Annotated in this window: 21 protein-coding genes; 3 read left to right on the top strand and 18 right to left on the bottom strand. The window is 71.2% G+C overall.

Annotation, left to right across the window (positions count from 1 at the left end; translation table 11 throughout):
- Nucleotides 1-38: 38 nt before the first annotated feature.
- Together ACFYON_RS04650 and rarD are read left to right on the top strand one after the other, a co-directional pair.
- Nucleotides 39-527, top strand: a complete 489-nt coding sequence (locus ACFYON_RS04650) for a GNAT family N-acetyltransferase (protein ID WP_355094405.1) — start codon at nt 39-41, stop codon at nt 525-527.
- Nucleotides 524-1,465, top strand: coding sequence for an EamA family transporter RarD (gene rarD, locus ACFYON_RS04645; RefSeq protein WP_355094403.1), 942 nt, complete (start codon nt 524-526; stop codon nt 1,463-1,465). The genes ACFYON_RS04650 and rarD overlap by 4 nt, the downstream gene beginning before the upstream one ends.
- Before the next feature lie 103 nt (nt 1,466-1,568).
- Here the strand turns inward: rarD and ACFYON_RS04640 are convergent, their stop codons facing one another.
- The 3 genes from ACFYON_RS04640 to ACFYON_RS04630 form a co-directional block, all read right to left on the bottom strand.
- Nucleotides 1,569-2,282 (bottom strand): zf-HC2 domain-containing protein, encoded by a 714-nt coding sequence (locus ACFYON_RS04640; protein ID WP_355094401.1) that lies wholly within the window; start codon nt 2,280-2,282, stop codon nt 1,569-1,571.
- Nucleotides 2,279-2,773: a sigma-70 family RNA polymerase sigma factor gene (locus ACFYON_RS04635; protein ID WP_030274508.1), complete on the bottom strand. Its 495-nt coding sequence runs from the start codon at nt 2,771-2,773 to the stop codon at nt 2,279-2,281. Before ACFYON_RS04635 ends, ACFYON_RS04640 begins: the two co-directional genes overlap by 4 nt.
- A gap of 183 nt (nt 2,774-2,956) precedes the next feature.
- Complete coding sequence (locus ACFYON_RS04630) at nt 2,957-3,739, bottom strand: helix-turn-helix domain-containing protein (protein WP_354867859.1); 783 nt, start codon at nt 3,737-3,739, stop codon at nt 2,957-2,959.
- A gap of 153 nt (nt 3,740-3,892) precedes the next feature.
- Here ACFYON_RS04630 and ACFYON_RS04625 point away from each other — a divergent pair, with 153 nt between their 5' ends.
- The gene (locus ACFYON_RS04625; RefSeq protein ID WP_354867857.1) at nt 3,893-5,116 is read left to right on the top strand and encodes an MFS transporter; all 1,224 of its coding nucleotides are present in this window, start codon (nt 3,893-3,895) and stop codon (nt 5,114-5,116) included.
- A gap of 31 nt (nt 5,117-5,147) precedes the next feature.
- Here ACFYON_RS04625 and ACFYON_RS04620 read toward each other — a convergent pair whose 3' ends face one another.
- The 15 genes from ACFYON_RS04620 to ACFYON_RS04550 all read right to left on the bottom strand — a co-directional run bounded on the left by ACFYON_RS04620 (nt 5,148) and on the right by ACFYON_RS04550 (nt 22,485).
- Nucleotides 5,148-6,188, bottom strand: coding sequence for a polyprenyl synthetase family protein (locus ACFYON_RS04620; RefSeq protein WP_354867854.1), 1,041 nt, complete (start codon nt 6,186-6,188; stop codon nt 5,148-5,150).
- An 87-nt stretch (nt 6,189-6,275) separates the two neighbouring features.
- On the bottom strand, nt 6,276-7,829 hold the full coding sequence (gene nuoN / locus ACFYON_RS04615) for an NADH-quinone oxidoreductase subunit NuoN (RefSeq protein ID WP_354867852.1): 1,554 nt from the start codon (nt 7,827-7,829) through the stop codon (nt 6,276-6,278).
- Nucleotides 7,826-9,358, bottom strand: a complete 1,533-nt coding sequence (locus ACFYON_RS04610) for an NADH-quinone oxidoreductase subunit M (protein ID WP_354867850.1) — start codon at nt 9,356-9,358, stop codon at nt 7,826-7,828. The genes nuoN and ACFYON_RS04610 overlap by 4 nt, the downstream gene beginning before the upstream one ends.
- 64 nt (nt 9,359-9,422) lie before the next feature.
- Nucleotides 9,423-11,384, bottom strand: coding sequence for an NADH-quinone oxidoreductase subunit L (gene nuoL, locus ACFYON_RS04605; RefSeq protein WP_387187722.1), 1,962 nt, complete (start codon nt 11,382-11,384; stop codon nt 9,423-9,425).
- 7 nt (nt 11,385-11,391) lie between these two features.
- Nucleotides 11,392-11,691, bottom strand: coding sequence for an NADH-quinone oxidoreductase subunit NuoK (gene nuoK / locus ACFYON_RS04600; protein WP_013283611.1), 300 nt, complete (start codon nt 11,689-11,691; stop codon nt 11,392-11,394).
- The gene (locus ACFYON_RS04595) at nt 11,688-12,458 is read right to left on the bottom strand and encodes an NADH-quinone oxidoreductase subunit J (protein ID WP_354867847.1); all 771 of its coding nucleotides are present in this window, start codon (nt 12,456-12,458) and stop codon (nt 11,688-11,690) included. Before ACFYON_RS04595 ends, nuoK begins: the two co-directional genes overlap by 4 nt.
- Complete coding sequence (gene nuoI / locus ACFYON_RS04590; RefSeq protein ID WP_354867844.1) at nt 12,455-13,102, bottom strand: NADH-quinone oxidoreductase subunit NuoI; 648 nt, start codon at nt 13,100-13,102, stop codon at nt 12,455-12,457. The genes ACFYON_RS04595 and nuoI overlap by 4 nt, the downstream gene beginning before the upstream one ends.
- 1 nt (nt 13,103) lies before the next feature.
- The gene (nuoH, locus tag ACFYON_RS04585) at nt 13,104-14,459 is read right to left on the bottom strand and encodes an NADH-quinone oxidoreductase subunit NuoH (protein WP_354867843.1); all 1,356 of its coding nucleotides are present in this window, start codon (nt 14,457-14,459) and stop codon (nt 13,104-13,106) included.
- Nucleotides 14,456-16,897 carry an NADH-quinone oxidoreductase subunit G gene (locus ACFYON_RS04580; protein WP_355047341.1) on the bottom strand — a complete coding sequence of 814 codons (2,442 nt, stop codon included), beginning with the start codon at nt 16,895-16,897 and terminating at the stop codon, nt 14,456-14,458. Before ACFYON_RS04580 ends, nuoH begins: the two co-directional genes overlap by 4 nt.
- Nucleotides 16,897-18,213, bottom strand: a complete 1,317-nt coding sequence (nuoF, locus tag ACFYON_RS04575) for an NADH-quinone oxidoreductase subunit NuoF (protein ID WP_354867838.1) — start codon at nt 18,211-18,213, stop codon at nt 16,897-16,899. Before nuoF ends, ACFYON_RS04580 begins: the two co-directional genes overlap by 1 nt.
- Entirely contained in the window at nt 18,210-19,319 is a 1,110-nt protein-coding gene (nuoE, locus tag ACFYON_RS04570; protein ID WP_354867835.1) for an NADH-quinone oxidoreductase subunit NuoE, read from the bottom strand. Before nuoE ends, nuoF begins: the two co-directional genes overlap by 4 nt.
- The gene (locus ACFYON_RS04565) at nt 19,316-20,641 is read right to left on the bottom strand and encodes an NADH-quinone oxidoreductase subunit D (protein WP_354867833.1); all 1,326 of its coding nucleotides are present in this window, start codon (nt 20,639-20,641) and stop codon (nt 19,316-19,318) included. Before ACFYON_RS04565 ends, nuoE begins: the two co-directional genes overlap by 4 nt.
- 55 nt (nt 20,642-20,696) lie before the next feature.
- The gene (locus ACFYON_RS04560; RefSeq protein ID WP_354867830.1) at nt 20,697-21,431 is read right to left on the bottom strand and encodes an NADH-quinone oxidoreductase subunit C; all 735 of its coding nucleotides are present in this window, start codon (nt 21,429-21,431) and stop codon (nt 20,697-20,699) included.
- Nucleotides 21,428-22,108 carry an NADH-quinone oxidoreductase subunit B family protein gene (locus tag ACFYON_RS04555; RefSeq protein WP_354867828.1) on the bottom strand — a complete coding sequence of 227 codons (681 nt, stop codon included), beginning with the start codon at nt 22,106-22,108 and terminating at the stop codon, nt 21,428-21,430. Before ACFYON_RS04555 ends, ACFYON_RS04560 begins: the two co-directional genes overlap by 4 nt.
- Before the next feature lie 11 nt (nt 22,109-22,119).
- Nucleotides 22,120-22,485 (bottom strand): NADH-quinone oxidoreductase subunit A, encoded by a 366-nt coding sequence (locus tag ACFYON_RS04550; protein WP_354867826.1) that lies wholly within the window; start codon nt 22,483-22,485, stop codon nt 22,120-22,122.
- Nucleotides 22,486-22,582: the final 97 nt, after the last annotated feature.

Raw genomic sequence — 22,582 nt, 5'->3', positions numbered from 1 at the left:
TGGCGAGGAGGCCGGGCGGTGGTACTAGCCTCGGCCGGGTGCTCACCCTGACCCGCGCGGACGGCTACGAGATCAGCACCGACCCGGACCGGCTCGACCTGGACCGGGTGCACCTCTGGCTCTCCACCGACGCGTACTGGGCGCTGGGGCGGGCGCGGGAGACGGTGGCGCGCGCGTTCGTCGGCTCGATCGGCTTCGGCGTCTACCGGCCGGGCGACGGCGCGCAGGTGGCTGTCGCCCGTGTGGTCACCGACCGGGCCACGTTCGCCTGGCTCTGCGACGTGTACGTGGACCCGGCCGAGCGGGGTCGCGGGCTGGGCTCCTGGCTGGCCGGCGCGGTCCGCGACCACCTGGCCGAGATGGGCGTGGGCCGGATCCTGCTGGCCACTCTCGACGCGCACGGTGTCTACGCGAAGATCGGCTTCCGGCCGATCGCGCCGGATCGGTGGATGGAGCTGGATCAGCGGGTGACAGCGGTCACCGATAAGGACCAGCCGCGCGATCCGCCACTTACGGTGGAGCCGTGAACCAGCTCCGGCTCGGCTACCTGTACGGCATCGGCGCATACCTGATCTGGGGCTTCTTCCCGATCTACCTGAAGCTGCTGCGCCCGGCCGGGCCGGTGGAGATCCTCGCGCACCGGATCCTCTGGTCGGTGGCGTTCGTGGCGCTGCTGCTGGCCGCCACGCGGCACGCCCGCTTCCTGCGCAAGCTGGCCCGGCGCCCCCGGACGCTGGCCGGCATCGGGCTCGCCGCCGCGCTGATCGCCGTCAACTGGGGTACGTACATCTACGGCGTGAACTCCGACCGGGTCGTGGAGACGGCGCTCGGCTACTTCATCAACCCGCTGGTGTCGGTGCTCTTCGGTGTCCTGGTGCTGCGGGAACGGCTGCGTCGGGCGCAGTGGACGGCACTGGGCGTCGGCGCGCTGGCGGTGGCGGTGCTCACCGTCGACTACGGCCGACTGCCCTGGCTGGCACTCACCCTGGCGTTCAGCTTCGCCGGGTACGGGCTGGTCAAGAAGCAACTCGCGCTGCCGGCCACGGAGGGGCTGTTCGTCGAGTCGGCGGTGCTGGCGCTGCCCGCGCTGGCGTACCTGGGGTGGCTGTCGGCGCGCGGCGACTCGACGTTCGGGCACGTCTCGGCCGGGCACACCGCGCTGCTGGTGCTGGCCGGCGCCGCCACCGCGATCCCGTTGCTGCTCTTCGCCGGGGCGGCGAACCGGCTGCCGCTGTCCACTGTCGGGATGTTGCAGTACCTCGCGCCGATCCTCCAGCTCGGCTGCGGCGTGCTGATCTTCCACGAGCCGATGCCGCCTGCCCGGCTGGCCGGCTTCGCCCTGGTCTGGCTCGCCCTGGTGGTCTTCACCGCCGACGCGCTGCGCCACTCCCACCGCACCCGCCTGGCCGCCCGCACCGCGACCCCCACCCCGCCCCCGGCCTCGACCCCCACCCCCTCCCGCTGATCTTGCACTTTCCGCCCCCGCGAAAGGGGCGAAAGACCCGCACCGAGGGCCGAAACTGCAAGATCAACCATGCGAGGGTGGGAGGCCGGAGAGGGCCGCGGGGTCAGCGGAGGTCGTAGGCGAGGACGGGGGAATTGCTGCCTCGGAGTAGTTCCAGACGGACCAGTTCGCCCTTGGTGAAGCGGGTGACGCCGGAGAAGCGCAGGTCGTCGCCGGGGGCGGCGAGCCACGAGCCGATCTGCTCCGTCGCGCCGTCCGGACCGTGCGCCACCAGCCGGAAGGTGTACGCCTCCCGGTGCCCGGCCCGCCTGTCGTACCCGCAGCGCATGGTGACCTCGGTGCCCCACGGCGTCTCGGTCAGCCCCACCTCGGCGTGCACCGGCACCGTCCCGGCCACCGGCCGCATGGAGGCCAACGCCACCGGCCGCACGGAGGCCAGCGCCACCGGCGGCTCGGCCGGGCCGGCCGGCGACCGCACGAGCCCCACCCCGACGCCGACCAGCGCCGCGAGCGCGGCGGCGGCGAGCGCTGTCAGCGCGTACCGTCGGCGGGAGCGCGACCGCTCGCGGCGCTTGCGCTCGCGCGCGGCGTCGAGCAGCGCGGGCACCCGCGACGTCTCCGGCCCGACCTCCAGGAACTGCTCCAGCCCGGCCGGGTCGAGCCGGCCCAGCAGACCGGGCAGCACGGCGATCTCGGCCACCGCCTCCCGGCACTGCGCGCAGCCGGCCAGGTGCCGCTCGTAGGCGACCCGGTCCGCGGGCGCGAGGGCGCCGAGCACGTACGCCCCGTCGTCGTGTGCGAACTCGCAGCGTGTCATCCGGTCACCCCCATCTCGGCCAGCGCCAACCGTAGTGAGCGCAGCGCGTAGTGGGTACGCGACTTCACCGTCCCCGGTGGCACGCCCAGCCGCGCCGCCGCCTCGGCCACCGAACGCCCTTGGTAGAAGCACTCGACCAGCACCTCCCGGTGGGTCGGGCTGAGCCGGTTGAGCGCCTCGGCGACGGTCCACGCCTCTACCGCGCGCTCGGTCTCGTCGACCGTCTCGGCAGTCTCGGGCAACTCGTCCGTGTACACCTCGCCGACCCGGGCCGAGCGTCGCCGCCAAGCGTCGATGGCCAGGTTCCGCGCGGTGGTGAACAGCCAGGCGCGTACCGAGCCGCGTCGCGGGTCCAGCGACTCGGGGTGCCGCCAGGCGCGCAGCAGCGTCTCCTGCACCAGGTCCTCGGCTCGGGGCCGATCGCCGTTCACGAGCCGCAGGGCGTGCGCGTACAGCGCGTCGGCGTGCTCGTCGTGCAGCGCGCGCAGCAGTTGGGCGTCATGGTCGCTGATGGCGGTACCTCGCTTCCGGCAGCGGGAAACGGGCGATGCGTTCGCCTGTCCATACGTGCCGTGACGCCGAACGGTTCATCCGCAGGTCAGTGCGGAGCTGTTCACGTCCGGTTCAGATCCGGGCCGATCCGCCCGTCGACCCACCAGGTCGGCGGCCCTTCGTCAGTTCTCCGAGGCGATCCCGTCGGCGATGGCCCGCGCGGCGGTGAGCAGCTTGGCTCGGACCACCCGGGCCGAGGTCATCATCTCCCCGGCCGGCAGCGCGCACGCCAGCACCACCCGGCGCTCCATGTCCTTGTCCGGGGTGACGAGCACGGCGGCGCACGCCACGCCCTGCCGGAACTGCCCGAGTTCCAGCTGCATGCCGCGCCGGTCACCGGCGGCCAGGTCCGCCTCGAAGGCCTCGACCGTGGTGAGGGTGGCGTTCGTGAACGGGCGCATGCCGTACTCGCGCAGGTAACGGAAGCGCTGTTCGGTGGTGAGCGTGGCGAGCAGGCTCTTGCCGAGCGCGGTGGCGTGCGCGCCCTCGTCGAAGCCGGGCACCAGGTCTTCCAGGTAGGGCGAGCGCGGCCCCTCGGCGGACGCGGTCACCGCCACCTGGCCGCCGACGAAACGGCCGAGGTAGTGGCTCCAGCCGGTGTCCGACGCCGCGCGGCGCAGCGCCTCACCGACCGCGGGCGGCCCACGGAACGCGGTGACCAGCTCGCGGTAGCGGTCGGCCACCTCCAACCCCACGATGTACGTCCCGTCCTCGCGCCGGATCACGTAGCCCTCGTACGCGAGGGTGCGCACCAGGTGGTAGGTGGTGGCGACGGTCAGCTCGCAGCGCCGCGCGATCTGCTTCACGGTGAGCCCTCTCGGCGCACGGCCGACCGACTCGAGCACGCGAAGCGCGCGGGAGACGCTACGGATCAGGTCCGAAGGTTCCGCCAAGGGGTCGCGCACAACCACCTCCGCCGCCGGGGACTTACACCATATGAAAAACCGGCCGAGTGCGAAATGCCTGTTCGGATGGAGGATGCCAGAAGACCGGACACAGACGGTACGTCCACCGACACGATGAGCAGCCGAAACGCGCAGGCGTAAGGTGTGCTCGCGATGACTGAAACAGTTTCGCGTGCCACCCCTGCGACGTCCCGGCGCGCGGTCACGGTCGGCGCGGGCGCCACCCTCACCACGATCGTGTGCGTCCTACCGGTGTTCCTGGTGGGCGGGCTCGCCGTCCAGCTCGCTGACGAACTCCGCTTCAGCCCGGCCGGCCTGGGCCTGGCCGTCTCGATCTACTTCGGTGTGAGCGCGCTCGCCTCGGTGCCCTCCGGCGCCCTGGTCGAGCGCTTCGGCCCGGCCCCGGTCGCCCGGGCCGCCGTCGTGCTCTCCGCCGCCTCGCTGCTCGCCGTGGCCGGTCTGGCCCGGTCGTACCCGGTCCTGGTCGCGCTGCTGGCCCTGAGCGCCGCCGCCAACGCCCTCGGGCAGCTCGCCAGCAACGCCGCGCTGGCCGAGCACGTGCCCGCCCACCGGCAGGGCCTCTCGTTCGGCGTGAAGCAGGCCGCCGTACCCGCCGCCACGCTGCTGGCCGGTCTGGCGGTCCCCACTGTCGCGCTCACCGCCGGCTGGCGCTGGGCCTTCGTGGCGGCCGCCGTGGCCGCCGTGGCCGCGCTGCCGGCCGTACCGCGGGCCGGACGGGACGGGCGGGCCCGGAGCGCCTCCGGTCGCCGTCCCGGCGGCAGAGGCCCGCTCGTGGTGATCGGGCTGGCCGCGACGCTCGCCGCGGCCGCCGCGAACGCCCTCGGCACGTTCCTCGTCGACTCGGCCGCGGCGCGCGGGCTCTCCCCCGGGCTGGCCGGCCTGACGCTGACGCTGGGCAGCGTGGTGTGCGTGCTCGCCCGGGTGGGCGTCGGCTGGCTGGCCGACCGGCGCACCAGCGGGCACGTCGGGCTGATCGCCGGGATGCTGCTGACCGGCTCCGTCGGCCTGATCCTGCTCGCGGTGGCCGGCTCGACGCCGCTGGTCGCGGGCGTGGTTCTCGGCTTCGGGCTCGGCTGGGCATGGCCGGGGCTGATGAACTTCGCCGTGGTCCGGCTCCACCCGCAGGCGCCGGCCGCCGCCACCTCGATCACCCAGACCGGGGTGTACGCGGGCGGCTGCCTGGGCCCGCTCGGCCTGGGCGCGCTGGCCGGCGCGGCCGGCTACCCGGCGATGTGGCTGACGGCGGCTACCGCGATGCTCCTCGCCGCCCTCCTGATGCTGCTCGGCGCCCGCCTCCTGCACCCGGCTACGCGGCAAGCCAACCTCGTGATCGACGAGGCCAGGGCGGCGGGGTGAGCCGGGTGAGGGCGAGAGTGCAGTGGGTAGGTCAGCTGGTGCGGTCGGCGATGTAGTCGCAGAGCGACTCCAGCGCGCGGCGGGCCGGACCCTCGGGGAGCGGGGCCAGCCGGGCGCGCGCGTCCTCGGCGTAGCTGCGCACCGTCTCCCGGGCGCGCTTGAGCGCCGGGGACTCCCGCAGCAGGCCGAGCGCCTCGGCGTGCAGCGCGTCGTCCACCAGCGGGCCGGTGGACAGGATCTCGCGCAGCCGTACGCTCGCCGCGTCCGCGTCGTCGGCGGCCAGCGCGTACAGCACCGGCAGGGTGGGCACGCCCTCGCGCAGGTCCGTGCCGGGGGTCTTGCCGGACTGAACCGACTCGCTGGCGATGTCCAGCAGGTCGTCGGAGAGCTGGAACGCGACGCCGATGATCTCGCCGTACTCGGCCAGGGCCTCGATGTGCTCCGGGGACGCGCCGCCGAACATGCCGCCGAAGCGGGCCGACGTGGCGATCAGCGAGCCGGTCTTCTCGGCGATCACGTGCAGGTAGTGCGCGACCGGGTCGGTGTCGCGCGGGCCGACCGTCTCGGCGATCTGGCCGTGCACCAGCCGGGCGAACGTGCGGGCCTGGAGGCGTACCGCCTCGGGACCCAGGTCGGCGGCGATGTCCGCGGCCCGGGCGAAGAGGTAGTCGCCGACCAGGATGGCGACCGAGTTGGTCCAGCGGGAGTTGGCGCTCGGGGCGCCACGCCGCACGGCCGCCTCGTCCATCACGTCGTCGTGGTAGAGCGTTGCCAGGTGGGTGAGCTCCATCACCACGGCGGCGGGTACGACCTGGGGTGCGTCCGGCTCGCCGAACTGGGCGCCGAGCGCCACCAGCAACGGACGGAACCGCTTGCCGCCGGCCTCCACCAGGTGCCGGGACGCCTCGGTGACCAGCGGATCGGCGCTCGCCACGCTCGCCCGCAGGCTCGCCTCTACCCGGTCGAGTACGCCCAGCACTGAGGCTTCGGCGCGCGGGTCGGCGAGGTGCAGGCCGAGCGCGCCGAACTGACCTGAACGCTCGCCAGCCGGGTTCGCCACATCCTCAACCATGCCACACCCGTTCGACCTGCTCGCCGACGGGGATACGCCGAGGGCCGGCACGCCACGGCGTACCGGCCCCCGGTGTGATCACCTCTGTCATCTGACGAATTCGGCGGCACCGGTCGTCAGGTCGAGCAGCGGGCCGGGCACCACGCCCAGCACCAGCGTGGCCACCACGCCGATGACCAGGGCGGCCGAGGTGAGCGCACCCGGCACGGTCACCGTCGGGGTGGACTCACCCGGCTCGGACAGCCACATCATCACCACGACCCGCAGGTACGGGAACGCCAGCACCATGCTGGTCAGCACGCCCGCGATCACCAGCCACGCCTGGTCCGCCTCCAGGGCCGGACCGAAGACCGCGAACTTGCTGGTGAACCCGCTGGTCAACGGGATACCGGCGAAGGCCAGCAGGATAAACGTGAAGATCGCCGCGAAGAACGGCGAGCGGCGGCCCAGCCCGGCCCAGCGGGACAGGTGGGTGGCCTCCCCGTCGGCGTCGCGCACCAGCGTCACCACGGCGAACGCGGCGAGCACCGAGAAGCCGTACGCGGCCAGGTAGAACATGGTGCCGGAGAGCCCTTCGCGGCTCGGCGCCAGCACACCGACGAGCAGGTAGCCGGCGTTCGCGATCGACGAGTACGCCAGCAGGCGCTTGATGTCGGTCTGGGTGACCGCCAGCACGGCGCCGACCAGCATGGTCAGCACCGCGATCGCGCCGAGCACCGGGGTGAAGTCCCAGGAGGCCCCGGCGAACGCCACGTGGAAGACGCGCAGCAGCGCGCCGAACGCGGCGACCTTGGTGCAGGCCGCCATGAAGCCGGTGACCGGGGTCGGCGCGCCCTGGTAGACGTCCGGCGTCCAGACGTGGAACGGCGCGGCGGCGGCCTTGAACAGCAGGCCGATGGAGAGCAGCGCCATGCCGGCGAACAGCAGCACCGGGCTGGACGGGGAGTCGGTGACCGCGGCGTGCACGGTGGCGAAGTCGACGCCCGCCGCACGGCCCGGGATCCCGGAGGTGAAGCCGTAGATCAGGGCCACCCCGAACAGGAAGAACGCCGAGGCGTACGCGCCGAGCATGAAGTACTTCAGCGCCGCCTCCTGGCTCAGCAGACGCCGGCGGCGGGCCAGCGCGCAGAGCAGGTAGAGCGGGAGCGAGAAGACCTCCAGCGCGACGAACATCGTCAGCAGGTCGTTCGCCGCCACGAAGATCAGCATGCCGCCGATCGCGAACGACATCAGCGGGTAGACCTCGGTGGCGCCACCGACGCCCTCGGCCTGCCGGCGGTCCTCCGGCGACTCGGCGGTGACCGCGGCGTGCGCCACGAACGCGCCGCCCCGCTCCACCGTCCGGTCGCCGACGAGCAGCAGCGCCATCACCGCGAGCACCAGGATGGCGCCCTGGAGGAACAGCGTCGGGCCGTCGATCGCGATGGCACCGCCGATGGTGATCAGCCGGTCGTCGGCGTTCAGGATCACCATGACGATCGCGGCGAGCAGCGCCACCAGGGCGAGCCCGAGCTGCACCGCGTTGCGCAGGCGGCGCGGCACGAACGCCTCGACAAGGACCCCGAGCAGGGCCGCGCCCAGCATGATCAGGATGGGAGCGAGCGCCGCGTAGTCGATCGACGGCAGCTTCAGTTCACTCACTTCGCGGCCTCCTGGACGCTGCCGACCTCAGGGGCGGGATCGGACTTGCCGACGTCCTGCATGGTCGCCTGGACGGCGGGGTTGATGACATCGGTGACCGGCTTCGGGTAGAAGCCGAGCAGCACGATCAGCGCGATCAGCGGCGCGACGACCACCTTCTCGCGCAGGGTGAGGTCACGGCGCATGCCCTCGACCTCGGTCAGCGCCGGGTTCAGGGTGCCCTGCGTGGTGCGCTGCACCATCCACAGCACGTACGCCGCCGCCAGGATGATGCCGAGCGTGGCGATCACCGCGACCGGTTTGTTGACGGTGAACGTGCCGATCAGCACCAGGAACTCGGAGACGAACGGCGCGGTGCCCGGCAGCGCCAGCGAGGCCAGACCGGCGAAGAACAGCACACCGGCCAGCACCGGCACCAGTTTGCCCGCGCCGCCGAAGTCGCTGATCAGCGCCGATCCGCGCCGGGCGACCAGCATGCCGACCACCAGGAACAGCAGGCCGGTGGCCAGGCCGTGGTTGAGCATGTAGAGCACCGCGCCGGTGCCGGCCTGGGTGGTGAACGCGAAGATGCCGACGCCGATGAACCCGAAGTGCGCGATCGAGGTGTACGACACCAGACGCTTCAGGTCGTTCTGGCCGACCGCCAGCAGCGCGGCGTAGATGATGCCGATGACGCCCAGCGCCAGCGCCCACGGCGCGAACCACCGCGACGCCTCCGGGAACAGCGGGAGGCAGTAGCGCAGGATGCCGAACGTGCCGACCTTGTCCAGCACGCCGACCAGCAGCGCGGCGGCACCGGCCGGGGCCGCGCCACCGGCGTCCGGCAGCCAGGTGTGGAACGGGAAGAACGGCGCCTTGATCGCGAAGGCCACGAAGAAGCCGAGGAACAGCCAGCGGGCCGTGTCGGTGGCGAACTCCGCCTGGCTCAGCGTCTGCCAGTCGAAGGTCTTCCCGCCGACGACCCAGAGGCCGATCACCGCGGCCAGCATGAACAGACCGCCGACCAGCGAGTAGAGGAAGAACTTCACCGCCGCGTACTGCCGCTGGTGGCCGCCGTAGCTGCCGATCAGGAAGTACATCGGCACCAGCATGACCTCGAAGAACACGTAGAACAGGAAGACGTCGGCGGCGGCGAAGACGCCGATCATCGTGCATTCGAGGACGAGCAGCAGAGCGAAGTACGCGGGCACGGAGCGCTTCGACGCCTCGGCGTCGTGCCAGGACGCCAGGATCACCAGGGGCACCAGGATCGCGATCAGCATCAGCATGACCAGCGCGATGCCGTCCACCTCGAAGGTGAACTTCACGCCCCAGTTCGGGATCCACGGGTACGACTCGCGGAACTGGAACCGGTCACCACCGGCGGAGAAGGCGAACCACATCACCACCGAGAGCACCAGCACCAGCAGCGACCAGCCGAACGCCACCAGCTTGGCCAGGTCGGGGCGGCTGCGGGGCAGCAGTGCCACCACCAGGGCGCCGACCAGCGGCGCCACGGTCAGCACCGAGAGGAACGGGAAGTTGGACATTATTCGGCCTTACCTCCGTCGTGACTGCGTGGCCCGCCGGCGGGGGCGGCCGCGTTGAGGTCGATCACGCCAACCACCCCGCCTGCACCGCCAGGAACGCCGCCACCACGAGCAGCGCGCCGGTCAGGATCGAGGTCGCGTACGACCGCACGAAGCCGGTCTGGAGCCGCCGGAGCCGGCCCGAGCCCCCGCCCACGGCGGCGGCCAGGCCGTTCACCAGCCCGTCCACGCCCCGGTTGTCGAGGAACACCAGCGCCCGGGTGAGGAAGATGCCCGGCTTCTCGAAGACCGCCTCGTTGAAGGCGTCCGTGTAGAGGTTGCGGCGGGCGGCGGTGACCACCACGCCGGCCGGCTGCGGCTCGGTGGCCGTGCCGGCGCGGAACAGGAACCAGGCCAGCCCGGCACCGAGCACGGTGACCAGCAGCGACAGCGCGGTGAGCAGCCAGTGCGCCAGCACCGGCGCGTGCTCCCCGCTCTCGGACGCGAGCCCGTTGGTGGCGGTGAGCCAGTCCGGCACGGAGGTGGCGAGCAGGAAGCCCGCGCCGACCGAGCCGATCGCCAGCAGGATCAGCGGGATGGTCATCAGCTTCGGCGACTCGTGCGGGTGCTCGATGTCCTCGGTCCAACGCTTCGGGCCGTGGAACGTGAGCACGAACAGCCGCGTCATGTAGAACGCGGTGAGCCCGGCGCCGAGCAGCGCGGCCAGCCCGAACAGCCAGGCCGTCCAGCCCTCCCGCTCGAACGCGGCCACGATGATCGGCTCCTTGGAGAAGTAGCCGGAGAACGGGAACATGCCGATGATGGCGAGCCAGCCCATCATGAACGTCAGCCAGGTGACCTTCATGTACTTGGACAGCCCGCCGAAGCGGCGGATGTCCACCTGGTCGTTCATGCCGTGCATGACCGAACCGGCGCCGAGGAACATGTTGGCCTTGAAGAAGCCGTGCGCCAGCAGGTGCACGATGGCCAGCGCGTACGCGCCGCCGCCGAGACCGACGCCGAGGAACATGTAGCCGATCTGGCTCACCGTCGACCAGGCCAGGACGCGCTTGATGTCGTCCTTGGCCGCACCGATGATGCAGCCCATCAGCAGGGTGAGCGCGCCGACGCTGACCACCACGAGCTGGAGCGTCTCGTTGGCCGAGAAGATCGCGTTGGAGCGGGCGATCAGGTAGACGCCGGCGGTGACCATGGTGGCCGCGTGGATGAGCGCGGACACCGGGGTCGGACCCTCCATGGCGTCCGGCAGCCAGGCCTGGAGCGGGAACTGGCCGGACTTGCCGGCCGCGCCGAGCAGGAGCAGCAGGCCGAGCACCAGCACGGTGGTCGAGGTCAGCGAGCCGACCCCGTTGAACACCTCGTCGTACTGGGTGGTGCCGAGCATGGCGAACATGATGAAGATGCCGATGGCCAGGCCGGCGTCGCCGACCCGGTTCATCAGGAACGCCTTCTTGCCGGCGGTGGCCGCGCTCGGCCGGCCGTACCAGAAGGAGATCAGCAGGTACGACGCCAGACCGACGCCCTCCCAGCCGAAGTAGAGCATCACGTAGTTGTTGCCGAGCACCAGCAGCAGCATGGCGGCGACGAACAGGTTGAAGTACGCGAAGAACAGCCGCCGACCCTTGTCGTGCGCCATGTACTCCACGGCGTAGAGGTGGATCAGGAAGCCCACCCCGGTGATCAGCAGGACGAACACCGCCGCCAGGGGGTCGAAGAGCAGACCGAAGTCCACCCGCAGGCCGCCGACCGCGATGAAGTCCCAGAGGCTCAGCTCGACCTGCTTGTTCTCCAAGCCGCGGAGCTGGAAGAAGTAGGTGAGCCCGAGCACGAAGGCGGCGCCGATGGCGCCCACGCCGAGCCAGTGGCCCCAGCGGTCGGCCCGCTTGCCGAGCAGCAGCAGGATCGCCGCGCTGACCAGCGGGATCGCCACCAGCAGCCAGACGCTGCCCAGCATCCCGTCCGCCGTGGCGAAGGTGACGGCCTCGGCTGGCTCAGACTGGGCGATCGTCAGAATCTGTTCCACCACGAGCCCCTCAGTACTTCAGCAGGTTGGCGTCGTCGACGCTGGCCGAGCGCCGGGTCCGGAAGATCGCCATGATGATCGCGAGCCCGACCACGACCTCGGCCGCCGCGACCACCATCACGAAGAACGCCATGATCTGGCCGTTCAGGTCGCCGTTGATCCGGCTGAACGTGACCAGGGTCAGGTTGGCCGCGTTGAGCATCAGCTCGATGCACATGAACAGCACGATCGCGTTGCGCCGGACCAGCACGCCCACGGCGCCGATGGTGAACAGCACCGCCGCGAGAATGAGGTAGTAGTCCGGGGTCATTTGTCAGTCCCCTTCGGTGCGGTCTCCTCGGCCGTCAACTCGCGCACCGGCAGGATCTCCGGAATGCTGCGGTCGGTCAGCCGGCCGTCGGGCAGACGGGCCGGGGTGGCCACCGAGGAGGACGTGGCGTAGACACCCGGGCCGGGCTTCGGTCCGGGGTAGTTGCCGGGGCGGAACCGCGCCTTCATGGTGGCGATCTGGTCCATCCGGTCCGCCTTGCGCCGCTCCACGTGCGCCAGCACCATCGCGCCCACCGCGGCGGTGATCAGCAGCGCCGAGGTCAGCTCGAAGGCGAAGACGTACTTGGTGAACAGCAGCCGGGCGATGCCCTGCACGTTGCCCTCGCCGTTGGCCTCGTCGAGCCCGACCGCCTGGACGCCGTCGAGCGCGCGGTACAGGCCGGTGCCCACCAGGCCGGCGAAGCCGAGCCCGAGGACCACGGCGGCGACCCGCTGGCCGCGCAGCGTCTCGATGAGCGAGTCGGACGCGTCCCGGCCGACCAGCATCAGCACGAACAGGAACAGCATCATGATCGCGCCGGTGTAGACGATGATCTGCACCATGCCGATGAACGGCCCGGCCTGGAGCACGTAGAACACGCCCAGGCAGAGCATGGTCAGCACCAGCCAGAGCGCCGAGTGGACCGCGTTGCGGGCCCACACCATGCCGACCGCACCGAGCAGGGCCAGCGGGGCGAGGATCCAGAAGGTGACCTCCTCGCCGCCGGACACCTGGCCCGCGGCGGCGAGCACCGTAGCCGAGGTCATGCCTTGCCTCCCTTGCCCGCCGCGGCGGCGGACCGCTGCTCGGCCTGCTCGGCGCCGGGGAAGGTCACGCCCGGGTGCTCGTCCACCTGGTACCGGCCGGGGCCCATCGGCGAGCGCTCGGCGCCGGCCGAGGTGCCCGGGTTGGTGAGCGCGCCGACGTAGTAGTCCTTCTCGCTGTCGCCCAGCCGCATCGGGTGCGGCGGCTGCTCCATGCCTTCGAGCAGCGGCGCGAGCAGCTGCTCCTTGGTGAAGATCAGGTCCTGCCGGTTGTCCCGGGCCAGCTCGTACTCGTTGCTCATGGTGAGCGAACGGGTCGGGCAGGCCTCGATGCAGAGCCCGCAGAAGATGCACCGGGCGTAGTTGATCTGGTAGATGCTGGCGTACCGCTCACCCGGGGAGAAGCGCTGCTCCTCGGTGTTGTCGCCACCCTCCACATAGATCGCGTCGGCCGGGCAGGCCCAGGCGCACAGCTCGCAGCCGATGCACTTCTCCAGCCCGTCCGGGTGCCGGTTGAGGATGTGCCGCCCGTGGTAGCGCGGCGCCGAGACCGGCGGCTTGAACGGGTAGTCGGTGGTGACGACCTTCTTGAACATGTGCGAGAAGGTGACACCGAAGCCCTTGAACGTTCCGGTGATCGCGCCCACGTCACACCTCCCTGGAGTCCGGGCCGGCGACGACGTTGGCCGGCTCCCGCTCGGCGAGCACGCGCTTGGTACGCGGGCTCGGCGGAACCTGAAGATCCATCGGCGGCAGCGGGAAGCTGCCGTACGGCCGGGTGTCCGCCTGCTCCTGGAGCGACGGCTTCAGCTCCTTCTTGCGCGACGGCCAGAAGAGCGTGGCCAGCAGCAGCACGCCCGCGCCGACGGCGGTGACGAGCAGCCGGTCCCGGGTCTGCCAGTCCTCGATCGAGCGCAGCCCGGCGAGCACCATGATCCAGACCAGGTTCAGCGGCAGCAGCACCTTCCAGCCGAAGCGCATGAACTGGTCGTACCGGAGCCGGGGCAGCGTGCCGCGCAGCCAGACGAAGACGAACACCAGCATGATGACCTTGCCGAAGAACCACAGCATCGGCCACCAGCCCTCGTTGGCGCCGGACCAGATCGTGATCGGCCACGGTGCGTGCCAGCCGCCGAGGAACAGCGTCACGGTGAACGCCGACATGGTCACCATCGCGACGTACTCGCTGAGCATGAACAGCGCGAACTTCAGCGAGCTGTACTCGGTCTGGAAACCGGCCACCAGCTCCGACTCCGCCTCGGGCAGGTCGAACGGCGCCCGGTTCGTCTCACCGACGATGGCGATGAAGAACATGATGAAGCTGGGCAGCAGCAGGATCGCGTACCAGCCGGGCGCGGCGAGGTCGAAGCCGCCGATGGTCAGCCGCGTGCCGTCGCCCTGTGCGGCGACGATCCCGCTCGTCGACATGGTGCCGGCGGTCATGAAGACCGCGACCACGCTCAGGCCCATGGTGACCTCGTACGAGACCAGCTGGGCCGCCGAGCGCAGGCCGCCGAGCAGCGGGTAGGTGGAGCCGCTGGCCCAGCCGCCGAGCACGATGCCGTACACGGCGAGCGAGGAGAAGGCCAGCACCACCAGCACCGCCACCGACACGTCGGTGACCTGCAGCGGCGTCCGGTGCCCGAAGATGCTCACCATCGGCCCGAACGGGATCACCGACAGCGCGGTGACCGCGCAGACCACCGAGATCACCGGGGCGAAGAAGTAGACGACCTTGTCGGCCTTGCGCGGGAGGATGTCCTCCTTGAAGGCCAGCTTCACGCCGTCGGCGAGCGTCTGGAGCAGGCCGAACGGGCCGGCCTGGTTGGGGCCGGGCCGCACCGCCATGCGGCCGACCACCCGGCGCTCGAACCAGACGCCGAGCAGCGTGGCCGCCACGGCGACGACGAACGCGAACAGGATCTTGCCGAGGACCAGCCACCACGGGTCCCTGCCGAAGTCGGCAAGCGTCGGGTCCTGCGCCGCGAGGATGACGGGGTTCACTGCACCCACCTTTCGTTCCCTCCTGCGGAGACGCTCACCACGTCGCCGGACGTCGCGCCGAGGCCGCGCCGCACGGTGGAGCCGGGTGAGTTGGTCGGCAGCCAGACGACGCCGTCGGGCATCTCGGTGATCGCCGCCGGCAGCGTGATCGCGCCGCGGTCGGTGCCCACCGTGACCGGGTCGCCGTCGGCCACGCCCAGCGCCTCGGCGGTGCCCTTGCCGAGCCGGACCACCGGCGGGCGGGCGGTGCCGGCGAGGTGCTCGTCGCCGTCGGTGAGGCTGCCCAGGTCGATCAACTGGTGCCAGGTCGCGAGCACCGCCTCGCCCGGTCCGGGCTGCCGCACGGCGGCCGGCTCGACCGAGGGCGCCGACGGCCGCTCGACCCGGGTACGCGGCAGCGCGCCCAGCTCGCGCCGGATGCTCGGCACGTCGCCGGTGCCCAGCCGCACGTCGAGCTGCGCGGCGAGCGCGTCGAGGATCCGTGCGTCGGTCATCGCGCCGGTGTCCAGCACCTTCTCGAACGTGCGCAGCCGGCCCTCCCAGTCCAGGAAACTGCCGGCCTTCTCGACCACCGGCGCGACCGGCAGGACCACGTCGGCGCGGCGGGACACCGCGCTCATCCGCAGTTCCAGGCTGACCAGGAACGGCACCGCGTCCAGGGCCGCCTCGGCCAGGCGCGGGTCGGCCAGGTCGGCCGGGTCGACGCCGGCCACCACCAGGGCGCCGAGCTGGCCGTTCGCGGCGGCGGCGAGGATGCCGTCGGTGTCGCGGCCGGCCTGGCTCGGGATCACCCCGGCCGGGATGTCCCACGCCTCGCCCAGCTCCGCGCGCGCGGCCGGCTCGGTGACGACCCGGCCGCCGGGGAGCAGGTTGGGCAGGCAGCCCGCGTCGACGGCGCCGCGGTCACCCGCGCGCCGCGGCACCCAGACCAGCCGGGCGCCGGTACGCCGGGCGACGTCCGCCGCCGCCGACAGCCCGCCGGGAACCTCGGCCAGCCGCTCGCCGACGACCAGGATCGCGCCGGGCCGACCCAGCGCCTCGGCCACAGTGGCGTGCTCGGCCAGCACGCCGGCCTCCTCGCCGGGCACCACGCGGGCCAGCTTCGCCCCGAGCTTCTCCAGGCCGCGGGTCGCGAACGGCGCGATCGCGTACACGGTGAGCTTCTTCTTCAGGTACGCCTTGCGCAGCCGCAGGAAGAGGATCGGGCACTCCTCCTCCGGCTCCAGGCCGACCAGCACCACCGCGGGCGCGTTCTCCACGTCCGTGTAGGTCACGTCGGTGACCCCGGCGACGCTGCTGGCCAGGAAGTCGGCCTCCTCGCGGGAGGCCGGGCGGGCCCGGAAGTCGATGTCGTTCGTACGCAGCGCGATGCGGGCGAACTTCGCGTACGCGTAGGCGTCCTCGACGGTGAGCCGGCCGCCGGTCAGCACCGCCGTGCCGGTCGCGCCGTCGCGGGCCGCGCGCAGCCCTTCGGCGGCCCGGGTCAGCGCCTCGCTCCAGGACGCCTCGCGCAGCTCACCGGTCTTCTCGTCGCGCACCATCGGCGTGCTGATCCGGTCGAACGCGCGGGTGTACTGGAAGCCCCAGCGGCCCTTGTCGCAGTTCCACTCCTCGTTCACCGCCGGGTCGTCGCCGGCCAGCCGGCGCAGCACCTTGCCGCGCCGCCAGTCGGTGCGCTGGGCGCAGCCGGCCGAGCAGTGCTCGCAGACGCTGGGCGTGGAGACCAGGTCGAACGGGCGGGCCCGGAACCGGTACTGGGCGCCGGTCAGCGCGCCCACCGGGCAGATCTGCACGGTGTTGCCGGAGAAGTACGAGTTGAACGGGACGTCACCGGCGTCGCCGTCCTCCCCGTACTCCTCGTCCCGGTAGATGTTGATCTCCTCGTGCGAGGAGCGTCCCATCAGGTCGATGAACTTGTCTCCGGCGATCTCCTCGGAGAACCGGGTGCACCGCTGGCAGAGCACGCAGCGCTCGCGGTCGAGCAGCACCTGGGTGCTGATCGGCAGCGGCTTCGGGTACTCCCGCTTGTGCTCGTGGAACCGCGAGTCCGTCCGGCCGGTGGACATCGCCTGGTTCTGCAGCGGGCACTCGCCGCCCTTGTCGCACATCGGGCAGTCCAGGGGGTGGTTGAGGAGCAGCAGCTCCATCACCCCCTCCTGGGCCTTCTTGGCGACCGGGGAGGTGAGCTGCGTCCGCACCACCATGCCGTCGGCGACGGTCTGGGTGCAGGAGGCGACCGGCTTGCGCTGGCCCTCCACCTCCACCAGGCACTGCCGGCAGGCGCCGGCCGGGGCCAGCAGCGGGTGGTCGCAGAAACGCGGGATCTCGGTGCCGAGCTGCTCGGCGACGCGGATCAGCAGCGCACCCTTGGGCGCGGTGACCTCGACGCCGTCGATGGTCAGCGTGACGGTCTCGGTCTGCTTGGCTACGTCGGTCATTAGTGGGCTCCCACCAGCTGCTTGTCCGACAGCTTCGGCGCGGTACGTCCCTCGATGTAGTCGAGGTAGTCCTGCTTGAAGTACTTCAGCGACGAGGTGACCGAGCTGGTCGCGCCGTCACCCAGACCGCAGAACGAGCGGCCGAGGATGTTGTCGCAGGTGTCGAGCAGGGTGTCCAGGTCCTCGTGGGTGCCCTGGCCGGACAGGATGCGCCGGTAGACCCGGACCATCCAGTAGTTGCCCTCCCGGCACGGGGTGCACTTGCCGCACGACTCGTGGTGGTAGAACTCCAGCCACCGGTAGGTCGCGTACACCGGGCAGTCCTGGTCGGAGAAGATCTGCGTGGCGGTGGTGCCCAGGATCGAGCCGGCCCCCGCCACCCCCTCGAAGTCCAGCGGCACGTCCAGGTGCTCGGCGGTCAGCAGCGGCGTCGACGAGCCACCCGGCGTCCAGAACTTCAGGTTGTGCCCGGGCGTCATGCCGCCGGCCAGCTCGATCAGCTCGCGCAGCGTGATGCCCATCGAGCACTCGTACTGGCCGGGGTTGGCGATCCGGCCGGACAGCGAGTAGATCATCGGGCCGGACGACTTCTCCGTGCCCATCGTCTTCCACCAGTCCGCGCCACCGAGCACGATGTACGGCACGCTGGCGATGGTGCCGACGTTGTTGACCACCGTCGGGCTGGCGTACAGGCCGTGGGTCGCCGGGAACGGCGGGCGCAGCCGGGGCTGGCCCCGGAAGCCCTCCAGCGAGTCCAGCAGCGCGGTCTCCTCACCGCAGATGTACGCCCCGGCGCCGGAGTGCACCACCAGGTCCAGGTCGAAGCCCGAGCCGAGGACGTTCCGGCCGAGATAACCCTTCGCGTACGCCTCGGCGACCGCGCTCCGCAGCCGCCGGGCGGCGTGCACGGCCTCACCGCGGATGTAGATGTACGCCCGGTTGGCCCGGATCGCGTACGAGGCGATGATGACGCCCTCGACCAGCGAGTGCGGGTCGTAGGTCATCAGCGGCAGGTCCTTGCAGGTGCCCGGCTCGCCCTCGTCGGCGTTCACCACCAGGTAGTGCGGCTTGCCGTCGCCCTGCGGGATGAACCCCCACTTCAGGCCGGTCGGGAAGCCCGCGCCGCCCCGGCCGCGCAGCCCGGAGTCCTTGATCAGCTGGATCAGGTCGTCCGGGTGCGCCTTGAGCGCCTTGCGCAGGGCGGCGTAGCCGTCCAGCTTCTCGTAGGTGCCGAGCCGCCAGGCGTCCGGCGAGAGCCAGCGCTTGGTGAGCACCGGCGTGAGCTTGGCCAGCGTCTCCGGCCGAGGAGTGGTCACTTGCGGACCCCCGATCCGTTCGCGTCCGCCGGGTCGGCGCCGTCCGCGCCCGTACCGGCCTCAGCTTCCTTGAGGTTGCGCTCCTGCGCGCCGGCCGCGTCGCCGGCGGGCTTGCCGTCGCCGGCCGGCGGGTTCGCCGCCGCGCCGGCCGCTTCCGCCGCCTGCGCGTCGCGCGACGCCGGCGGCGGGCCGTCCACCGGGACCTTGGTGCCGGGCGCGTCCGCCACCGGCGTGTGCGCGTCCGGCTGCCGGGTCTCGGCGGTACGCACCTGCGGCGACTTGTCGTCCGGCGCCTTCACGTCCGGCGCGGTGCTGCCGGTGGCCGCCTCCGGCTTGGCCGGCTCGACGGCCTTCGCCGGCTCGGGCGCGGGAGCCGGCTTCTCGGCCTTCGCCTTCGCCTCGGCGGCGGCCCGGTCGGCCTCGGCCTTGCTGCGGATCGGAGTCTTCGGGTCGAAGCCCGGCACCGAGACGCCGTGCTGCTCGGCCAGGCGCAGACCGCGCAGGCTCGGCTCGCCCGGTCCGCCGTCGGCCACCGCGCCCTCGCGCTCGTCGGCGAAACCGGCGAGTTGGACGGCCATCTCCTTGAGCGTGCACAGCCGCGCGCCACGGGTCGGCATCGGGCGGCCGCCCGCGCGCAGTTCCTCGACCACGTCGAGCGCGGCCTGCGGCTCCACGTTGTCGAAGAAGTCGTAGTTGACGGTCATCACCGGGCCGTAGTCGCACGCCGCCAGACACTCGGCGTGCTCCAGGGTGATCTTCCCGTCGGCGGTGGTCTCCTCGTGCCCGACGCCGAGGTGCTCGGCCAGGGTGTCGTAGACCTTCTGCCCGCCGAGCACGTCGCACATCGTGTTGGTGCAGACGCTCACCAGGTAGTCACCGGTGGGCTTGCGCTTGTACATGGTGTAGAAGGTGGCGACGGCGCCGACCTGGGCCTTGTTGAGCCCGAGCACCTCGGCGCAGAACTCGACACCGGCCGGGGAGACGTAGCCCTCCTCGGACTGGACCAGGTGCAGCAGCGGCAGCAACGCCGAGCGGGACCGGTCCGCCGGGTACCGGGCGATGATCTCCCGCGCCCGGAGCCGGGTCTCTTCAGTGAACGTGCTCATCGGTCACAACCACCCATCACGGGGTCCAGCGAGGCGCCGCCGGCGATCACGTCGGCGATCAGGCCGCCCTCGGCCATCGCCGGGAGGGCCTGGAGGTTGACGAAGCTCGGCTCCCGGTAGTGCACCCGGTAGGGCCGGGTGCCGCCGTCGGACACCGCGTGCACGCCCAGCTCGCCGCGGGGCGACTCGATGCCGACGTACACCTGGCCCGGCGGAACCCGGAAGCCCTCGGTGACGAGCTTGAAGTGGTGGATCAACGATTCCATCGACTGACCCATGATCTTGGCGACGTGCTCCAGCGAGTTACCCATGCCGTCCACGCCGATGGCGAGCTGCGCCGGCCAGGCGATCTTCTTGTCGGAGACCATCACCGGGCCCGGCTTGAGCCGGTCCAGCGCCTGCTCGACCAGCTTCAGCGACTCGCGGATCTCCGCCACCCGGACCAGGTAGCGGCCCCACACGTCACCGTCGGTGTGGGTCGGCACGTCGAACTCGTACGTCTCGTAACCGCAGTACGGCATGGTCTTGCGCAGGTCCCAGGCGAGGCCCGCGCTGCGCAGCACCGGGCCGGTGACGCCGAGCGCCATGCACGCGCTCACGTCGAGCACCGCCACCTGCTGCGTGCGCTCCAGCCAGATCGGCTGGCCGGAGAGCAGGTTCTCGTACTCCTTGAGCCGCTTCGGCATCAGCACGAGGAAGTCGCGGATCTTGCGGATCGCGTCGTCCGGCACGTCCTGTGCGACACCGCCCGGCCGCACGTACGCGTGGTTCATCCGCAGGCCGGTGATGGTCTCGAAGATGTCGAGGACGTACTCCCGCTCGCGGAAGCCGTACAGCATCATGTTGATCGCGCCCAGCTCCATGGCGGTGGTCGCCAGCCAGACCAGGTGCGACGAGATCCGGTTGAGCTCCATCATCAGCACGCGGATGGTGTTCGCGCGCTCGGTGATGTCGTCGGTGATCCCGAGCAGCTTCTCCACCGCGAGCGCGTACGCCGTCTCGTTGAACAGCGGGGCGAGGTAGTCCATCCTGGTCACGAACGTCGAGCCCTGGACCCAGTTGCGGTACTCCAGGTTCTTCTCGATGCCGGTGTGCAGGTAGCCGACGACCGAGCGGGCTTCGCGGACCGTCTCGCCCTCCAGCTCCAGGACCAGCCGGAGCACGCCGTGGGTGGACGGGTGCTGCGGACCCATGTTGACGACGATCCGCTCGTCGTTGATCGGGTCCGTGCCGGAGACGACCTCGTCCCAGTCCCCGCCGGTGACGGTGAAGACCTTGCCCTCGGTCGTCTCGCGCTCGGTCGCGTAGTTCGACGTGGTCACAGTGCCAACCCTCCGTTCGCGACTGCGGGGCTCCGCTTCGCTGCACTCCTCGCGCTCACTGGTACGACCGCCGCTTGTCCGGCGGCGGGATCTCCGCACCCTTGTACTCGACCGGCACGCCACCGAGCGGGTAGTCCTTGCGCTGCGGGTGGCCCTCCCAGTCGTCCGGCATGAGGATCCGGGTCAGGTTGGGGTGGCCGTCGAAGACGACGCCGAACATGTCGTACGCCTCCCGCTCCTGCCAGTCGGCGGTCGGGTAGACGGCGGTGACGCTCGGGACGTGCGGCTGCTCGGCGGAGACGGCCACCTCCAGCCGGACCATGCGGCGGTAGGTCATCGAGGTCAGCTGGTAGACCACGTGCAGGCGACGCTCCGCGCCCAGGTAGTCCACGCCGGACACCGAGGAGAGCAGCTCGAAGCGCAGCGCGAGGTCGTCGCGCATCACCTGGCAGACCTCGGCGATCCGCTCCGGGCGGATGTGCAGGGTCAGCTCGCCCCGGTCGACCACGACCTTCTCGATCGCGTCGCCGAAGTCCGGGTACGCCTCCTCCAGCGCGTCCCGCACCTCGTCGAAGTAGCTGCCGTACGGGCGGGTCGCCTCCTCGATCGGCTTGCGCTGGCGGACCAGGCCGCCGTAGCCGGAGACGTCGCCGGTGCCCTGGTTGCCGAACATGCCCCGGCCGGCCGGGCTGGCCGGGGGGTACTCCGCCGGTGCGGTGGAGCTGGCGCCGACCGGGGTGGTGGGTACCGGCACCCCGCCGTCGTTGGTCTTGTCGTTCGGTGCGGTCATTTCGGGCCCCTATGCGACGCCTGAAGGTGGTTCTGCGCCTTCATCCAGTTCTCGATCCGCAGCTGCTCCTCGCGCCCCTCGCGGACGGCCTTCGTCCACTCGGCACGCCGGGCCTTGTCGCTGCGGTACGACGAGGGCATCGAGCCGTACGGCACGGCCGGCACGTCACCGCGCGCCTGGCGGGCCTCCAGCATCTTGCGGCCGTTCGGGCCCAGCGGCTCGTACATGATCTTCTCGCGCAGCTTGAGCACCGCGTCGATGAGCATCTCCGGCCGGGGCGGGCAGCCGGGGAGGTACATGTCGACCGGTACGACGTGGTCGACGCCCTGCACGATGGCGTAGTTGTTGAACATGCCGCCGCTGCTGGCGCAGACGCCCATCGAGATGACCCAGCGGGGCTCGGCCATCTGGTCGTAGATCTGGCGCAGGACCGGGGCCATCTTCTGGCTGACCCGGCCGGCCACGATCATCAGGTCCGCCTGCCGGGGCGAGGCCCGGAAGACCTCCATGCCCCAGCGGCCCATGTCGTAGTGCGGGCCGCCCGCCGCCATCATCTCGATGGCGCAGCAGGCCAGACCGAACGTGGCGCCCCAGACCGAGGTCTTCCGCGTCCAGTTGACCAGCTTCTCGACGCTGGTGAGCAGGACGCCGGAGGGAAGCTTCTCCTCGATGCCCATCTGCTACCTCCTCAGTCCCAGTCCAGGCCGCCGCGACGCCAGACATAGGCGTATGCGACGAAGACCGCGACGATGAACAGGACCATCTCCACAAAGCCGAAGATCGGCAGGGCGTCGAAGGAGACCGCCCAGGGGTAGAGGAAGATGATCTCGATGTCGAAGACGATGAAGAGCATCGCCGTCAGGTAGAACTTGATCGGGAACCGGCCGCCGCCGACCGGCTGCGGGCTCGGTTCGATGCCACACTCGTACGCCTCGAGCTTGGCCTTGTTCAGACGGCGCGGGCCGACGAGTCGGGCGGCGGCCACGGAGAACAGCGCGAACGCCGCAGCGAGGGCGAACAGCCCGATGATGGGTGTGTAAGGAGAGAGCGTCATCGTTGTCCCCTGCTCGTCCTTCCCTGACCTCGGTGGTTGGCCAAAATCACACTATTCACGTCCCTCCCGACAGCGGTCGGCGGGGTCGATCTCGGTC

The sequence above is a fragment of the Micromonospora sp. NPDC005686 genome, from assembly GCF_042871665.1.
Classification (GTDB): domain Bacteria; phylum Actinomycetota; class Actinomycetes; order Mycobacteriales; family Micromonosporaceae; genus Micromonospora.
Note: the sequence above shows the minus strand (reverse complement) of the source record. Positions and strands in the feature narration are given on the sequence as shown.